Source organism: Kocuria sp. p3-SID1428, assembly GCF_025149945.1.
In the GTDB taxonomy this organism is placed as follows: domain Bacteria; phylum Actinomycetota; class Actinomycetes; order Actinomycetales; family Micrococcaceae; genus Kocuria.
Window position 1 is genome coordinate 43,041 of record NZ_JALXVH010000006.1, and the last position, 14,211, is coordinate 57,251.

The window sequence follows — 14,211 nt, forward strand, 5'->3', positions numbered from 1 at the left end:
GCCGAAGACAAGGACGCTGACGTGAACCAGAACTACGACATCGAGATCGGCCGCGCCAAGCGGGCCCGTCGGACCTACTCGCTCGACGAGGTCGCCCTGGTGCCTTCGCGGCGCACGCGCGATCCTCGGGAGGTCTCGACCGATTGGCGGATCGACGCCTACACGTTCGAGACCCCGTTCCTGGGTGCGCCCATGGACTCGGTGACCTCCCCGGCCACCGCGATCGCGCTGGGGCGCATGGGCGCCCTGGGGGTTCTGAACCTCGAGGGCCTGTGGACCCGCTATGAGGATCCCGAGCCGCTGCTCGAGGAGATCGCCTCCCTGTCCGGCGAGGACCTTCCGGCCGCCACCCGACGCATGCAGGAGATCTACCGCGCCCCGATCCGCCCCGAGCTGATCACCCAGCGCCTGGGGGAGATCCGCGAGGCCGGTGTGATCGTGGCCGGGGCCCTGACCCCGCAGCGCACGCAGGAGCACTACCGCACCGTGCTCGAGGCGGGCGTGGACCTGTTCGTGATCCGCGGGACCACGGTCTCGGCCGAGCACGTGTCCCAGGCGGAGGAGCCGCTGGACCTCAAGCGCTTCATCTACGACCTCGACGTCCCCGTGATCGTCGGCGGGGCGGCCGGCTACACCCCGGCCCTGCACCTGATGCGCACCGGCGCCGCAGGCGTGCTCGTGGGCTTCGGCGGCGGGGCCTCCATGCGCACCGAGCAGGTGCTGGGCATCCACGCCGCCGGCGCCTCGGCCATCTCGGACGTGGCGGCGGCTCGTCGGGACTACCTGGATGAGTCCGGCGGACGCTACGTCCACGTCATCGCCGACGGCGGCGTGGGCACCTCCGGGACCATCGTCAAGGCCCTGGCCATGGGCGCCGACGCCGTGATGCTGGGCACCGCGCTGGCCCGGGCCGAGGAGGCCCCCGGGCGCGGCTGGCACTGGGGTGCGGAGGCCCATCACGGGGAGGTCCCGCGCGGCGTGCGCACGCGCGTGGGCACCGCGGGCCCGCTGCAGGAGGTCCTGCACGGTCCCTCGAGCCAGGTCGACGGCAGCTCCAACCTGGTCGGCGCGCTGCGTCGGGCCATGTCGACCACCGGCTACACGGACCTGAAGTCCTTCCAGCGCACAGAGGTCGTCGTCCACGGCTGAGCCCGCCGAGACCCGAGGGAAGGGGCGCGCACCGCTGCGGTGCGCGCCCCTTCGATCCTCCCGAGCGCGATTCGGCGGCGTCCCAGTGCGTCATTAGACTGAAGCGGTGCTTCGGACCGCCCTCAGACCCAGATCGCTGCTCGTGCTGGCGCTCTGCCTGGGCGTCGCCCTCGTCTTCGTCCTGCTCAGCCGCTGGCAGCTCGAATCCAGCCGGGACGCGCAGACCGTCTACGACCCCGGCAAGGAGATCGTCCGTCCCCTGGACGAGACCCTGGATCCCGGCACCGTCTCGACCCTCGAGCAGGTCGACACCGCCGTGGAGGCCACCGGGACCTACCTGCCGGATTCCACGGTGCTGATCGAGAACCGCCTGCAGGACGGACGCACTGGCTGGTGGGTCGTGGCCGGCCTGCAGATCCCGGGCACCCAGCAGCAGTGGGCGGACGGGGATGCGGACGCAGACCTCGTGCTGCCCGTGGTGCGCGGCTGGTCCGATGACCCGGAGCAGATCCCGCAGCTGCCCGAGGGAGAGATCTCCGTGGTCGGGCGACTGCTGCCGCAGGAGGCCCCGGTCTCCACCCAGGACCAGGAGCCGGGTCGCTATGCCAGCCTGTCTCCGGCCCAGCTGTCCAACGTGTGGGACGTGCCGATCTACTCCGGATTCGTCACGGCCGTGGCCGAGGCCCCTGCCGCCCAGCCCGCGCCCCAGGACGGGTCGACCGGACTGGCCGACGACGATGCCACGCTGCCGGAGCCGGCCAGCCTGATGTCCTCGGACCTGGAGGCCGTCTCGGTCGATCAGCAGCCCACGGACACCTCGCTGGATCCGCTGAACATCTTCTACGCGGTGGAGTGGGTGGTCTTCGCGGGCTTCGCGCTGTGGATCTGGTACTCCTCCGTGCGCGATGACCACCGCCGCAGGCAGGATCCCGCGGCCTGGTTCGAGCTCGATGGCGAGTCCCTGGCCTATGCCTGGGATCAGGAGGCTCAGCGCTTCTACTACTACGATCCGGTGGCCGGGGAGTACTTCTACTTCGACGACCAGCCGGCCGCGGACCATTCGGCTCCGGCTGGCTCCGATGACCACACGCAGGACCGCGGGTCTGCCGACCCGCAGAGCGGAGAGCAGCGATGACCCAGGGAGCACCTCAGGAGGGCGCACCCCGGCCCAGGCAGCGCACTGACGGCGTGCGCGTCACGGCGCCGGAGGGGGCGGACCCGTCGAAGGCCCGCGAGCCGGGCCAGCTGCCGCAGTACTCGGCGCTGCGCACGCGCCGTCGCTTCGGCGGCACCGAGTCCCAGATCCGGTGGTGGCTGAACTTCTACATGGTCTGGGCCTGGATCTCGGGCACGTTCCTGCTGCTGCTCGTGGCGGAGATGATCCTGCGCTACGGACTGGGCTTCGACGTCATCGCCGGCGGCACCATGGCGGCCACGGGGGAGTCCGTGGCCCTGGGCCTGCGGGACAACGAGCTGATGGACATCGACGGCGGCGTCAACATCTCCACCTGGGTGCTGATCGTGCACGGGTGGTTCTACGTGGTCTACCTGTTCTCGTGCTTCCGCCTGTGGATGCTCATGCGCTGGCCCTTCCCGCAGTTCATCGTGATGGCCCTGGGCGGTGTGGTGCCGTTCCTGTCCTTCATCGTGGAGCGCAAGATCCACCGCTCGACCGCTCAGGAGCTGGCCTCGTTCCCCAAGGCGGCCAGGCGGTACTGAGCCGTCGACCGGCCCGGGCGCTGCGGTGACCTAGACTGTCGGCCGTGACATCACAGCCCAGCACCACGTCCGCATCCGACGCCGTCGACGCAGCCCACGGTCCTCAGGGCCCGGTCCTGGTCGTCGACTACGGAGCCCAGTACGCCCAGCTCATCGCCCGCCGCGTGCGCGAGGCCGACGTCTACTCGGAGATCATCCCGCACACGCTGTCCACCCAGGAGATCCTGCAGCGCAATCCGTCCGCGCTGATCCTCTCCGGCGGGCCGTCGTCCGTGTGGGCCGAGGGCGCCCCGGTTCGCGATGCCGAGCTCTTCGAGGCCGGCATCCCGATCTTCGGCATCTGCTACGGCTTCCAGGTGATGGCCAACGCCCTGGGCGGGACGGTGGCCAAGACGGGCGCGCGCGAGTACGGCGCCACGATCGTCGACGCCTCGCTGGGCGTCGCGGACACCGCGCCCGAGGGCCAGGACGTGCCGGGACCGGATTCGATCCTCACCGGCTCCCCGCGCCTGCAGAAGGTCTGGATGAGCCACGGGGACTCCGTGACCGAGGCCCCCCAGGGCTTTCGCGTGCTGGCCTCCTCCGGCGGTGCTCCGGTGGCGGCGTTCGTGGACGAGCAGCGGCGCCTGGCCGGTGTGCAGTGGCACCCGGAGGTCCGTCACACCGAGCACGGCCAGGCCACGCTCGAGCACTTCCTCTTCGAGATCGCCGGGCTGAAGCCCACGTGGTCCACCGCCAACATCATCGACGCCCAGGTCGAGCGCATCCGCGAGCAGGTCGGCGACGGCCGCGCCATCTGCGGGCTCTCCGGCGGAGTGGACTCGGCCGTGGCAGCGGCGCTCGTGCAGCGTGCGATCGGGGACCGCCTCACGTGCGTGCTCGTGGACCACGGGCTGATGCGCCAGGACGAGGTCGAGCAGGTCGAGACCGAGTACGTGGCCTCCACCGGCATCAACCTGCACGTGGCGCGCGAAGCCGATCGCTTCCTCGATGCCCTGTCGGGCGTCAGCGACCCCGAGACCAAGCGCAAGATCATCGGCCGCGAGTTCATCCGCGCGTTCGAGGCCGCCGAGGAGGCGGTGCTCGTGGCCGCCGCCGACGAGGGCGCCAAGGTCAGCCACCTGGTCCAGGGGACGCTCTACCCGGATGTCGTCGAGTCCGGCGGCGGCGAGGGCGCAGCCACCATCAAGTCGCACCACAATGTCGGCGGGCTGCCCGAGGATCTCGAGTTCGAGCTCGTCGAGCCGCTGCGCGAGCTGTTCAAGGACGAGGTCCGCGAGGTCGGCCGCCAGCTCGGGCTGCCCGAGTCGGTCGTGGGGCGCCAGCCGTTCCCCGGTCCGGGCCTGGGCATCCGCATCATCGGCGAGGTCACCGCCGAGCGCCTGGAGATCCTGCGCCGCGCGGATGCGATCGCCCGCGAGGAGCTCACCGCCTCCGGCCTGGACGCCGAGGTCTGGCAGATGCCGGTCGTCCTGCTGGCCGAGGTCCGCTCGGTGGGCGTGCAGGGCGACGGCCGCACCTACGGCCACCCGATCGTGCTGCGCCCGGTCTCCAGCGAGGACGCCATGACCGCCGACTGGTCCCGCCTCCCCGAGGACCTGCTGGCGCGGATCTCCAACCGGATCACCAACGAGGTCCAGGAGATCAACCGCGTGGTGCTGGACGTGACGTCCAAGCCGCCGGGAACCATCGAGTGGGAGTGAGCGGCGGGACCGCACCGGTCCTGCCGACCCCCGCAGCCGGTGTCTCCCGCGTCGGCTGAGCAGTCCCCTGACGCCGCGGCCCGTCCGGGCCGCGGCGGTCATCCACTAGGAGAAGCATGTCCCCCTCGTCCGAGTCCGGAGCCCCCGGTCCGCACGGCTCCGCAGCCTCCCCCCGCAGCGACCAGCAGACCGTCTCGCTGCAGGCCTGGACGCGGCAGATGGATGCCTACACGGGTCCGGACACGCTGCTGGACTTCAATCAGGTCGACAATGTCTGCATCGACCTCACCGAGGCCAACTCCTCCGGGCAGGCGCAGCTGATGATGGGCCGGCCCACGCGCCTGTCCACGATCATGCGCGAGTCAGCGGGGCTGCAGCGGGCCTCGCGCGCCGCGCGGATCCTGCGCACCAAGATCCACGAGCTCTCCGCCCAGCACGGACTCGATGCCGCCTACCTGGCCGCGGGCACCGCGTCCTGGCTGCAGGCCGAGCCGCGCCAGCGCGCGGAGGAGGCCCACGGCGCGCATGAGACGGGCGAGCGCGGCCACGGTGATCGGCAGGCGAGCCAGCGGCGGTTCATCGCCCCGGTCCTGCTGGCCCCGGTGACCATCCGCCCGCGCGCGGACGGCGATGACTTCGACCTGCAGCTCGTCGGGCCGGCCCAGCTGAATCCGGCCATGGTCCGGCGGCTGCTGGCCGATCACGGGGTGGACCTGTCCACCGGGGAGATCTCCCGGCTGGCCTACGGCACGCGCCGCCTGGATCCGGCGCCGGTGCTCGAGTCTCTGCGCATGGTCGCCTCGGAGGTCCCGGGGATGCATGTGGAGCACCGCCTGCTGGTCTCCACGTTCGCGGACCTGCACGACCGTCCCGCCGATGAGCACGTGCCGGTGCGCACGGAGGTGATCCGCGATCTGGCGCGGCTGAAGTCCACCGCCGTGGGCAAGATCCCGCAGCCGCGGCCGCTGCACAACCGCTCCGCGCCGCTGGATCAGCGCGACCCCGACTCCGAGCTGCTGCTGCTCGATGCGGACAGCTCGCAGCAGGAGGTCGTGGACCTGGCCACGCAGGGCGACTCCTTCGTGGTCACTGCGGCACCCGGCACCGGCCAGATCGCGACCGCCGTGAACACGGTCGGCGCGCTCGTGGCCCAGGGTCGCTCCGTGCTCGTGCTGGGGGAGCGACGAGCCGCGCTGGCCGATTTCCACCGCGGCTTCGAGATGCTCGGGCTGTCGTCGTCAGTGCTGCAGCTGGGCTCGCACCTGACGGGCCAGGATGTCGCCGAGCAGCTGGTCGAGTCGATCACCCGCGCCGAGCGCGCCCAGGAGCCGGACCTGCGGGCCCTGCACAACCGGCTGCGCTCCGTGCGCGACCTGCTGGCCGGGCACATGGAGGCCCTGCACCGCCAGCGCCCGCGCGTGGAGGCCTCGGCGTATCAGGCCATGCAGGCACTGGCCGAGCTCACCTCGCGCCCGGACGGGCCCACGACCCGGGTGCGGTTCTCCCGCGGCGTGCTCGACGCCGCCGCCCACCGCGCCGAGATCACCCGCCAGCTCGAGCGCGCCGCCGAGCTCGGGGCCTTCGACGCTGCGACCCTCGACGGGCCCTGGGAGGGCGCGCGCCTGGTCAACGACGAGGAGACCCGCCAGGCCCGGCACCTGGCCCAATCGCTGCTGCTCGAGCTGACCACCCTGGAGACCGGTATGCGCACGGTGCTCTCTGTCTCCGGCATGCGCGCCGGGGCCACGATCCCCGAGTGGGGCCAGCAGCTGCGACTGCTGCAGGAGATCCAGTCCTCCCTGCGCTCCTTCACCCCCGATATCTTCGACCGGCCCGTGACTGATCTGATCGCGGCCACGGCGGCCTCGTCCTGGCGCCGCGACCACGCGATCGAGATGTCCGGGCTTCAGCGCTCGCGGCTGCGCAAGGCGGCCAAGGAGTACATCCGGCCGGGAGTCCACCTCTCGGACCTGCACGCCTCGCTGGTGAAGGTCCAGTCCGAGCGCGACCGCTGGCGCTCCTGGTCCACCACGATCGACGAGCCCGAGGTCTCGGATGCGGTCGACGACGTCGCCGAGATCCAGCAGCGCTTCCTCGAGGATCTCGAGGGCCTGATGATCGCCCTGGAGGGCTCGCGCACCGGTGCCGGGCTGATGGACCTCGACGTCGCCGAGCTGCGTGAGGTGCTCACCGCGCTGATCGACGACGAGGCCAACCTGGAGACCATTCCCGAGCGGACCCTTCTGCTCGAGGGGCTGCGCGATCGCGGCCTCGGAGAGTTCGTCGAGGACCTGACCTCGCGGCGGGTGCCCGGGCACCGGGTGGCCGAGGAGTTCGACCTGGCCTGGTGGCAGTCCTCGCTGGAGGCCATGGCCGCCGACGACGGCCTGCTGCCCATGACCGACGGCTCGAGCCTGCGCCGGGCGGAGCAGGACTTCCGCCGGGCCGACTCGGCGCACATCTCCTCCGGGCCGCAGCGCCTGATCTGGGCGCAGGCCCAGCGCTGGCGAGCCCTGCTGCAGGAGCAGCCGGAGGCAGCCGGGCAGCTGCGCGACATGCTGCGCCAGGGCAGCGCCCCTCTGCCGCAGCTGCTCAAGGCCTGCGGGGACCTCACTCGGGCACTGGCCCCGGTGTGGACGGCCAGCCCGCTCGTGCTCTCGGCAGCGCTTCCCGATGACCTCGAGATCGACGCCGTCGTGGTCCTGGACGGGGAGTCCACCCCGCTGGCCGCCGTGCTGCCCGCGGTGACGCGGGCCAGCCAGGTGATCGTCTTCGGCGATCCCGCGCTGGGGAGACCGCAGCCCTTCACGGTGGCCCCCATGACGGGGGAGGCCTCCGGGCCGGTGGCCGAGGTGGACTCCGCCTTCGACGCGCTCTCGCGGGTCGTCGATCGCCGTCAGCTGCGGGTGCTCTACCGCGACATGGATGCCCGCCTGTTCGATCAGCTCAACGAGGACTTCTACGAGGGCCGGCTCACGCGCCTGCCGGCCGGCGGTGCGCTCACCGAGGGCGATTCCCGGCTGGAGGTCGAGTACGTCGCCGACGGCTACGGGGAGCTGGCAGCCGGGCACGAGGGCGTGCAGTCCCCGAACGCCGAGGTGCGCCGCGTGGTCCAGCTCGTGATCCGCCATGCTCGCCTGCACCCGCAGCGCTCGCTGGCCGTGGTGACCCCGAGCGCCCGCCATGCCGCGCGGGTCGCCCAGGGCGTGAGCGCCGTGCTGGGTCAGCGCCCCGAGCTCGCGGGGTTCTTCCGCCCGGGGCCCGAGTCCTTCCGCGTGGTGGATCTGCACCGGGCCGTGGGGCTGCAGCGCGACACCGTGATCTTCAGCTTGGGCTTCGGGCGCACCGATCATGATCGCGTGCTGCCCTACCTGGGGCAGCTCTCGGACCGCGACGGCCGCCGGGGCTTCGTGCTGGGCCTGACGCGCTCGCGGCTGAACACGATCGTGGTCTCCTCCATCCGCCCCGAGGAGCTCGAACCCAGTGCGCTGCACCACGGCGCCCGCGATCTGCACCGCCTGCTGCTGCGGATCGAGGAGGCGGGACACGTCCGCGTCGGCGCGGCCGACGAGCCGCTGCTCGCCCAGAAGGCCCAGGCGGAGGAAGCTTCCCCGGCGGACTCGGGTCGCCAGGAGCCCGGAACGGACTCGACCGAGTCGGACGACGAGCCGCGCAGCGCTGCTGCGGACGAGTCCTCGCAGCAGGTGCAGGATCGTCCCCAGCGCCCGCACCTCTCGCTCGTGGGGGCCGCCGAGCCCTCCCGCAGGGACGACCACACCGAGACCTCCGGTGCCGAGGAGGACGGCGCGGCGGCGGGCGAGCCCGCAGCACAGCCGGTCCTGGTGCACGATCCCATGGAGCTGGCCGATGCCGCCGTCCACGAGGACGCCCTGGTCCAGGACCTCTCCCGGCGCCTGGTGCAGCGCGGTGCGGCGGTGCGCCACCACCATGAGGACGCGATCGACCTGGTCGCCTGGTCCGAGACCTCGGAATCGCTGTCGGCCGGTGCGGTCGTGGGGCAGCGCCCGAGCGGCGATCCGGTGCGCATCCCCGTGGCCGTGGTCTCCGACGGCACCGAGCAGGTGGCCCGCATGTCCGTGCGCGAGCGCTCGCGGCTGCGCCCGCAGCAGCTCGAGCGCAGCGGCTGGAACCACCTGACCCTGTGGACCATCGAGGTCTTCACCCAGCCGGATGCCGTGGCCGGGCTGATCTGCCGCTATCTGGGGCTGCCGGCCGGCGACGACACCTCAGGCGCCTCCGGGTCGGACGGCTCCACCGGCTCCGGGCCCGCAGCTCGGCCGTGAGTCGACAGCAGCCTCCGCAGCGCCGAGCGCGCGGCACACGCCGGGCGGTCGGCGGCAGCCCGGTGCACGGGCAGGACTCCGGCAGCGGCGGCCCGCAGCAGCGCGGCGCCTCGTCCTTCCGAGCGCCGGAGCCCACTCCCGAGACCCCGGACGAGGTCTCGGACGACGCCCGGCGCGAGGACTGGCTCAGCGCTCAGCGGCCTCCTCACTGGGGCTGAGCGGCGCCGCCTGAGAGGGGGCAGCCACGAGCACGGGCACGAGCTGGCCCTCCCCGGCCGCAGCGAGGCGCTCGGCCGTGGCAGGGTCTGCGCCCACGACCAGCAGGTCGTCCTGCACCTGAGGGGTCGAGGCGAGCAGGCCCTCGGCCGGGGCTGCCGGATCGGCCACCCACAGCACCGGCAGCTGCGCGGCCACCCGCAGGGTGCTCTCGCCGGCATCGGTCTGCTCGGGCTCCTCGGCTGCGCGACCAGCTGCCCCGGCCGGGTCGTCGTCGGTCCGGTCGGCGTCTCTGTCCTCGTCGCCGGAGGCGTTCGGCTGGATGGCCAGCGGATCGGAGTCCGAGCGGATGAGGTCCACGTGCTGGCCCGGGCGCACATGGGTCAGCGCAGCGGGATCGGCCACGCGGATCGTGACGGCGGTGGTGCCGGGCGGCTGGCCGGAGAGCAGGTCCGGTCCCAGCACCGACGGACCGGTCAGCGGCTGTCCTTCGACGACGGCGACGGCCAGCGTGCGCCCGACCCATGCCTCGATCTGCTGGTGCGCCTCCGCCGGCTCCTGGACCGTCGTCTCGACGGGTGAGGCGAGCGCGCCGGGCTGGTCGGTCCCGGCGGAGTCCAGGGTGTCGTCGGCCGCGGCGAGTCCGGTCTCCGAAAGCTCTGCCGAGGAGCCCCCCGGGACCAGCGCGACCGGGTAGTCGGCCACGCGGAGGTCATCGGCAGACAGGACGGTGCCGGCCCCCAGGGCACGAGCCGCCACGATCGTGGGCGCGGTGCGCTCGGAGGCGGGGCTGAGCTGCAGCACCGCGATGGCTGCGGCGACGCTCAACAGCACCGCGGCGATCAGGCGCCGACGGCGCGACAGCGCCGTGCGCACCGTGACGCCCAGCGGATAGCGCGCCCGCCGTGGAATCGCACGGGGCCGTGTCCGCGCCGTGGCGCGTCCGCCGCCTCGGGCGCGGCGGACGGGGGAGGGGGCCGTGCCCCGTCGAGTCGTCATGCCGGCACGGTAGGCGGTGCCTCGTCTTCAGCGCGGCGACCGCTGCGGTGCTCGTGCACCGCCGACCGGACCCGGGCTGCGATGCGCAGGCTGTGGAGCCCCCGCGGCTGGTGGAACCGGCAGCGCGAAGTCCAGATCCGCTCAGGGCTCAGTCCGAGGAGCCCGACCCCGACGAACCCGATCCCGAGGAGCCGGATCCGGCGGAGCCCGATCCCGACGAGCTGGAGCCGGCGGAGCCCGACCCGGAGGTGGCCGAGGGCGACGATCCGCCGGAGCGGGAGTCGTTGCGGTAGAAGCCCGATCCCTTGAACACGACGCCCACCGAGTTGAACTGCTTGCGCAGCTCGCCGCCGCACTGCGGGCACTCGCTCAGCGGGGCGTCCGAGAAGGACTGGCGGACCTCGAGCTGGTGGCCGCAGCTCTTGCACTTGTAGGCATAGACGGGCATGGGAAGACCTTCCGGACGGAGTGGGGCACGGTGCGTGCCGAGGGCGCGGACCGCAGCGACGGCCGCTCAGAGGGCTGCTGCGGCCTCGGATCGGCCTCGATTCTATGTGCCCGCGCCGTCCTCGCCGCCGCGTGGGCCCTTCAGCTCGATCAGTCCGGTCTCGGTCAGAGCCAGCGGGAGCCGGGCATCCCATGGCTGCACGGGGACCGAGCCCAGGGGCAGGACCTCGCGGGCGAAGACGCAGGCCGCGGCGGGCACCTCAGGGCCGAGGCGCTGCAGGAAGGTGTCGTAGAAGCCGCCGCCCATGCCCAGACGCAGGCCGCCGGCATCGACGGCCAGAGCCGGAACCAGGACCAGGCCGAGATCGGCGGGAGGCTGCGCCATCGGACCCACGGGTTCGGGCAGGCCTCCGGGGCCGGAGCGGGCGAACGACGTGGCGGGAAGCCACCGAGTCCACAGCATGCTGCGCTCCGGCTGGGTCACCGGCAGCAGCACGCTGCGACGCGTCATCAGCTCGCGCAGGGCCTCCGTCAGCGGGGGCTCGTGGGGGAGCGGCAGGAAGGCGAGCACGGGGCCCTCGGGGTGCAGGGAGAGCAGCCGATCGAGCGCCGCGGCGAACCCGGCGGCCTGGTGGTCGCGCGTGAGCTGCGAGGTCGCGGCACGGTCCTCGCGCAGCCGTCGGCGCAGCGCGCGCTTGGCCTCGCGGGCTGCGCTGTCGCTCGCCTGAGCAGTGACGGAGCCGGTCATGGGCTCATCATGGCAGTTCATGAAGTCCTCGTTCGTGTCCACACTCTGGGGCCGACCTCCATGAAATCCGATATGGAGCTGACTGCCGGGGCGCCGCCTCGGGCGCGGGGTGACACAGGAGGCGGGGGCGCGGCTGCCCCAGGTGGGAGCGCTGAACCCCGTCGTTGGGGACACCGGGCGGCGGACACGTCGTTCGGGGTGATGCTGCCCACCCGAGGCCTGCGTACGCCGTTCCGGTAGCCTTCCTGCATGAGCACCGAGAACCCCAAGCCCACCGTTCGCAAGGCCGTCCTGCCCGCCGCCGGGCTGGGAACCCGCTTCCTGCCCGCCACGAAGGCCACTCCCAAGGAGATGCTGCCCGTCGTGGATCGCCCCGCGATCCAGTACGTCGTGCAGGAGGCCGTCGACGCCGGGCTGAGTGACCTGCTCGTGATCACGGGCCGGTCCAAGCGCGCTCTCGAGGACCACTTCGATCGCATCCCGGCGCTGGAGGCTCAGCTCAAAGAGTCCGGCAAGGACGAGCTGCTCGAAGCCGTCGAGCACGCCTCAGAGCTCGGCGATCTGCACTACCTGCGCCAGGGCGATCCCAAGGGCCTGGGCCACGCCGTGCTGCGCGCCAAGACCCACGTGGGCGACGAGCCGTTCGCGGTGCTGCTCGGCGATGACCTCATCGACGAGAAGGAGGACCTGCTCTCCGAGATGATCGAGGTCCAGCAGCGCACCGGCGGCTCCGTCGTGGCCCTGCTCGAGGTCCCGCAGGAGAGCATCGGAGCCTACGGCTGCGCCGATGTCACCGCGGTCGAGGGCGAGGACTACGTCCGGGTCAACGGCCTGGTCGAGAAGCCGGAGCCCTCCGAGGCGCCGTCGAACCTCGCGATCATCGGGCGCTACGTCCTGCACCAGGGCGTCTTCGAGGTGCTCGAGCACACGGAGCCCGGCCGCGGCGACGAGATCCAGCTGACCGACGCCCTCGCCGAGCTGGCCACCCAGGAGGGCGAGGGCGGCGGCGTGTACGGCGTCGTCTTCCGCGGGCGCCGCTACGACACCGGCGACAAGCTGTCCTACCTCAAGGCCAATGTCACCATCGCCTCGGAGCGCGAGGACCTCGGCCCGGACCTGCGCGCATGGCTGATCGAGTTCGCCAAGGGCCTCGAGGGCAACGACGCCGACCGGGCGTGAGCTCACGGGTTCAATGGCCCGTGCGGCTGCGCTGGGGCGACCTGCGCGTGCGCCCGCTCCTGAGGCGGGATCGCGGCGAGTGGGACGCCGTGCGCTGGGAGAACAAGGACTGGCTGGAGCCGTGGGAGGCCACGAGCCCGGATCCCTCGCAGCCGCTGCCGTCGTTCCGGCGCTTCGTGCGAGAGCAGGATCGGGAGGCACGGGCGGGGCGCAGCCTTCCGTGGGTCATCACGGAGCGGCGCCCCGACGGCACCTGGCCTCTCGTGGGCCAGCTCGCCGTCTCGTCGATCACGGGCGGAGCGGCTCGAAGCGCCTCGATCGGCTACTGGGTGGACGGCTCGTGCGCGGGCCGCGGGATCGCGCCCATGGCGGTCGCGATGGCGGTGGACTACTGCTTCCAGCACCGCCGACTCCATCGCGTCGAAATCAACATCCGGCCGCAGAACGCGGCATCGCTGCGCATCGTGGAGAAGCTCGGCTTCCGCGACGAGGGGCTGCGCCGGGACTACCTGCACATCGCAGGGCGGTGGAGCGACCACCGCAGCTTCGCGCTGACGGCTCCGGAGCTCGCGTCGGAGGGCCTGGTGGGGCGCTTCACCGGCACCGCCCAGCCGCTGGTCGTGGAGAGCTGAAGCTGTCTGGCACGGCGCTTCGCTGCGACACATTCCGGGCGGAGTATGGGACCATGGTCCGCAGCACCTGGCAGTGCCGTCCGACCGCGTCGCCATGCAGCGGAATCGGCGCCAGATGAACCGCTACAGCACCAGTGAGCCGAGGAGCCCGGAAGATGCCGAGCAGCGACACCCAGCCTTCAGGCGGCGTCTTCGACGGCCTGGAGATCAGGTGGGATCGCACCTCCGTGTTCCTCCTGGGCGTCGTGACCCTGACCCTGGCTGTCGTGCTGGGGATTCTCAGCCCCTTCACCGCCGTGGCCTGGCCCTGGCCGGTCTTCCTGCTCCTGCTGGGCGCGGGCAGCATCGCAGCGCTCGTCTACGTCGCGGATCAGGAGCGCGCCGCCGCGCCTGCCTCCGCAGCGACGGCCCACGGCGGTGACCGCCGGGTCGCCGCCCGGGCCGCGCACGAGACCCCGTCGGATCAGGCCGCCGCTGGCGACCTCGCCCTGTTCGACAACGAGCAGCACGTGGCCCGGGAGACCGAGCGCCGCGTGCGTGCGGATCGCCAGGATCTGGATCTTCCCGAGGACCAGGAGTTCCTGGAGGACCTGCGCTTCGAGGACGAGGAGCAGTCCCGCCAGGCGGCTGTCCGCCCGGCCGCGGCCGCTGCGTACGTCCCGCCGCGCGCGCCGCAGCAGCGCCCCGCGGACCGTCCGGCGGGCGTGCGCACCGCGGCATCTGACCCGCTCGTGCCCACGCACGAGGAGCTGCGTGCCGTCGCCCGTCGCGTGGCCGAGGAGTCCTCGCAGGGTCGCGGGCAGACCTGGGAGCCCGTCGCGGTGCCCAAGCCCACCTACACCCGCGTCGCCGTGGCACCGCGTCCGAGCGTCGAGCCCATGCAGGCCCCGGTCGCACCCAAGTCCTCCGGGCGCCCTCTGCGCGAGGCCGCCCAGGCCCCGCAGCCGCAGACCGAGCGCCCTGCCGCCTCGATCGATCTCGACGACGTCCTGTCGCGTCGCCGAGCCTGATCGCCGCCCAGCACACCTTCGAGGACGTCATCGGCCGCATCGCCATCGAGCGAGGCGGCCGCTGACATTGCGTCCTCCCGCCACCGAAGCCTCAGCACCTCCACG

General features: G+C 72.5%; 12 protein-coding genes. 9 read left to right on the forward strand and 3 right to left on the reverse strand.

Features of this window, described 5'->3' with window-relative positions:
- Positions 1–21: 21 nt before the first annotated feature.
- From M3E84_RS02595 to M3E84_RS02620, 6 genes are all read left to right on the forward strand, one after another.
- Entirely contained in the window at positions 22–1,149 is a 1,128-nt protein-coding gene (locus tag M3E84_RS02595) for a GuaB3 family IMP dehydrogenase-related protein (RefSeq protein ID WP_259894445.1), read from the forward strand.
- A 106-nt stretch (positions 1,150–1,255) separates the two neighbouring features.
- A complete protein-coding gene (locus M3E84_RS02600; protein ID WP_259894446.1) occupies positions 1,256–2,284 on the forward strand; it encodes an SURF1 family protein in 1,029 nt (342 codons plus the stop codon).
- The gene (locus tag M3E84_RS02605) at positions 2,281–2,868 is read left to right on the forward strand and encodes a DUF3817 domain-containing protein (protein WP_259894447.1); all 588 of its coding nucleotides are present in this window, start codon (positions 2,281–2,283) and stop codon (positions 2,866–2,868) included. The genes M3E84_RS02600 and M3E84_RS02605 overlap by 4 nt, the downstream gene beginning before the upstream one ends.
- Positions 2,869–2,912: 44 nt before the next feature.
- Positions 2,913–4,571, forward strand: a complete 1,659-nt coding sequence (gene guaA / locus M3E84_RS02610) for a glutamine-hydrolyzing GMP synthase (RefSeq protein WP_396415545.1) — start codon at positions 2,913–2,915, stop codon at positions 4,569–4,571.
- 116 nt (positions 4,572–4,687) lie between these two features.
- Entirely contained in the window at positions 4,688–8,875 is a 4,188-nt protein-coding gene (locus M3E84_RS02615; protein WP_259894448.1) for a hypothetical protein, read from the forward strand.
- The gene (locus M3E84_RS02620; protein WP_259894449.1) at positions 8,872–9,093 is read left to right on the forward strand and encodes a hypothetical protein; all 222 of its coding nucleotides are present in this window, start codon (positions 8,872–8,874) and stop codon (positions 9,091–9,093) included. The genes M3E84_RS02615 and M3E84_RS02620 overlap by 4 nt, the downstream gene beginning before the upstream one ends.
- On the opposite strand, the gene M3E84_RS02625 is transcribed toward M3E84_RS02620, so the two are convergent.
- The 3 genes from M3E84_RS02625 to M3E84_RS02635 form a co-directional block, all read right to left on the reverse strand.
- Positions 9,062–10,090, reverse strand: a complete 1,029-nt coding sequence (locus tag M3E84_RS02625; protein WP_259894450.1) for an SAF domain-containing protein — start codon at positions 10,088–10,090, stop codon at positions 9,062–9,064. The two genes, M3E84_RS02620 and M3E84_RS02625, sit on opposite strands and share 32 nt — an antisense overlap.
- Positions 10,091–10,238: 148 nt before the next feature.
- Positions 10,239–10,538, reverse strand: coding sequence for an FmdB family zinc ribbon protein (locus tag M3E84_RS02630; RefSeq protein WP_259894451.1), 300 nt, complete (start codon positions 10,536–10,538; stop codon positions 10,239–10,241).
- 102 nt (positions 10,539–10,640) lie between these two features.
- Complete coding sequence (locus M3E84_RS02635) at positions 10,641–11,327, reverse strand: 5-formyltetrahydrofolate cyclo-ligase (RefSeq protein WP_259894452.1); 687 nt, start codon at positions 11,325–11,327, stop codon at positions 10,641–10,643.
- Positions 11,328–11,534: 207 nt separating this feature from the next.
- Between M3E84_RS02635 and galU the strand changes: the two genes are divergently transcribed.
- The 3 genes from galU (at position 11,535) to M3E84_RS02650 (ending at position 14,106) form a co-directional block, all read left to right on the forward strand.
- Positions 11,535–12,464, forward strand: a complete 930-nt coding sequence (galU, locus tag M3E84_RS02640; RefSeq protein ID WP_259894453.1) for a UTP--glucose-1-phosphate uridylyltransferase GalU — start codon at positions 11,535–11,537, stop codon at positions 12,462–12,464.
- Positions 12,461–13,096: a GNAT family N-acetyltransferase gene (locus M3E84_RS02645; RefSeq protein ID WP_259894454.1), complete on the forward strand. Its 636-nt coding sequence runs from the start codon at positions 12,461–12,463 to the stop codon at positions 13,094–13,096. Before galU ends, M3E84_RS02645 begins: the two co-directional genes overlap by 4 nt.
- Positions 13,097–13,251: 155 nt before the next feature.
- Entirely contained in the window at positions 13,252–14,106 is an 855-nt protein-coding gene (locus M3E84_RS02650) for a hypothetical protein (RefSeq protein ID WP_259894455.1), read from the forward strand.
- Positions 14,107–14,211: the final 105 nt, after the last annotated feature.

What these genes read in the sequence shown, in the direction of transcription:
- M3E84_RS02625 (WP_259894450.1), bottom strand. Translation starts at nt 10,090, where the DNA reads ATGACGACTCGACGGGGCACGGCCCCCTCCCCCGTCCGCCGCGCCCGA.
- M3E84_RS02605 (WP_259894447.1), top strand. Translation starts at nt 2,281, where the DNA reads ATGACCCAGGGAGCACCTCAGGAGGGCGCACCCCGGCCCAGGCAGCGC.
- galU (WP_259894453.1), top strand. Translation starts at nt 11,535, where the DNA reads ATGAGCACCGAGAACCCCAAGCCCACCGTTCGCAAGGCCGTCCTGCCC.
- M3E84_RS02650 (WP_259894455.1), top strand. Translation starts at nt 13,252, where the DNA reads ATGCCGAGCAGCGACACCCAGCCTTCAGGCGGCGTCTTCGACGGCCTG.
- M3E84_RS02630 (WP_259894451.1), bottom strand. Translation starts at nt 10,538, where the DNA reads ATGCCCGTCTATGCCTACAAGTGCAAGAGCTGCGGCCACCAGCTCGAG.
- M3E84_RS02615 (WP_259894448.1), top strand. Translation starts at nt 4,688, where the DNA reads ATGTCCCCCTCGTCCGAGTCCGGAGCCCCCGGTCCGCACGGCTCCGCA.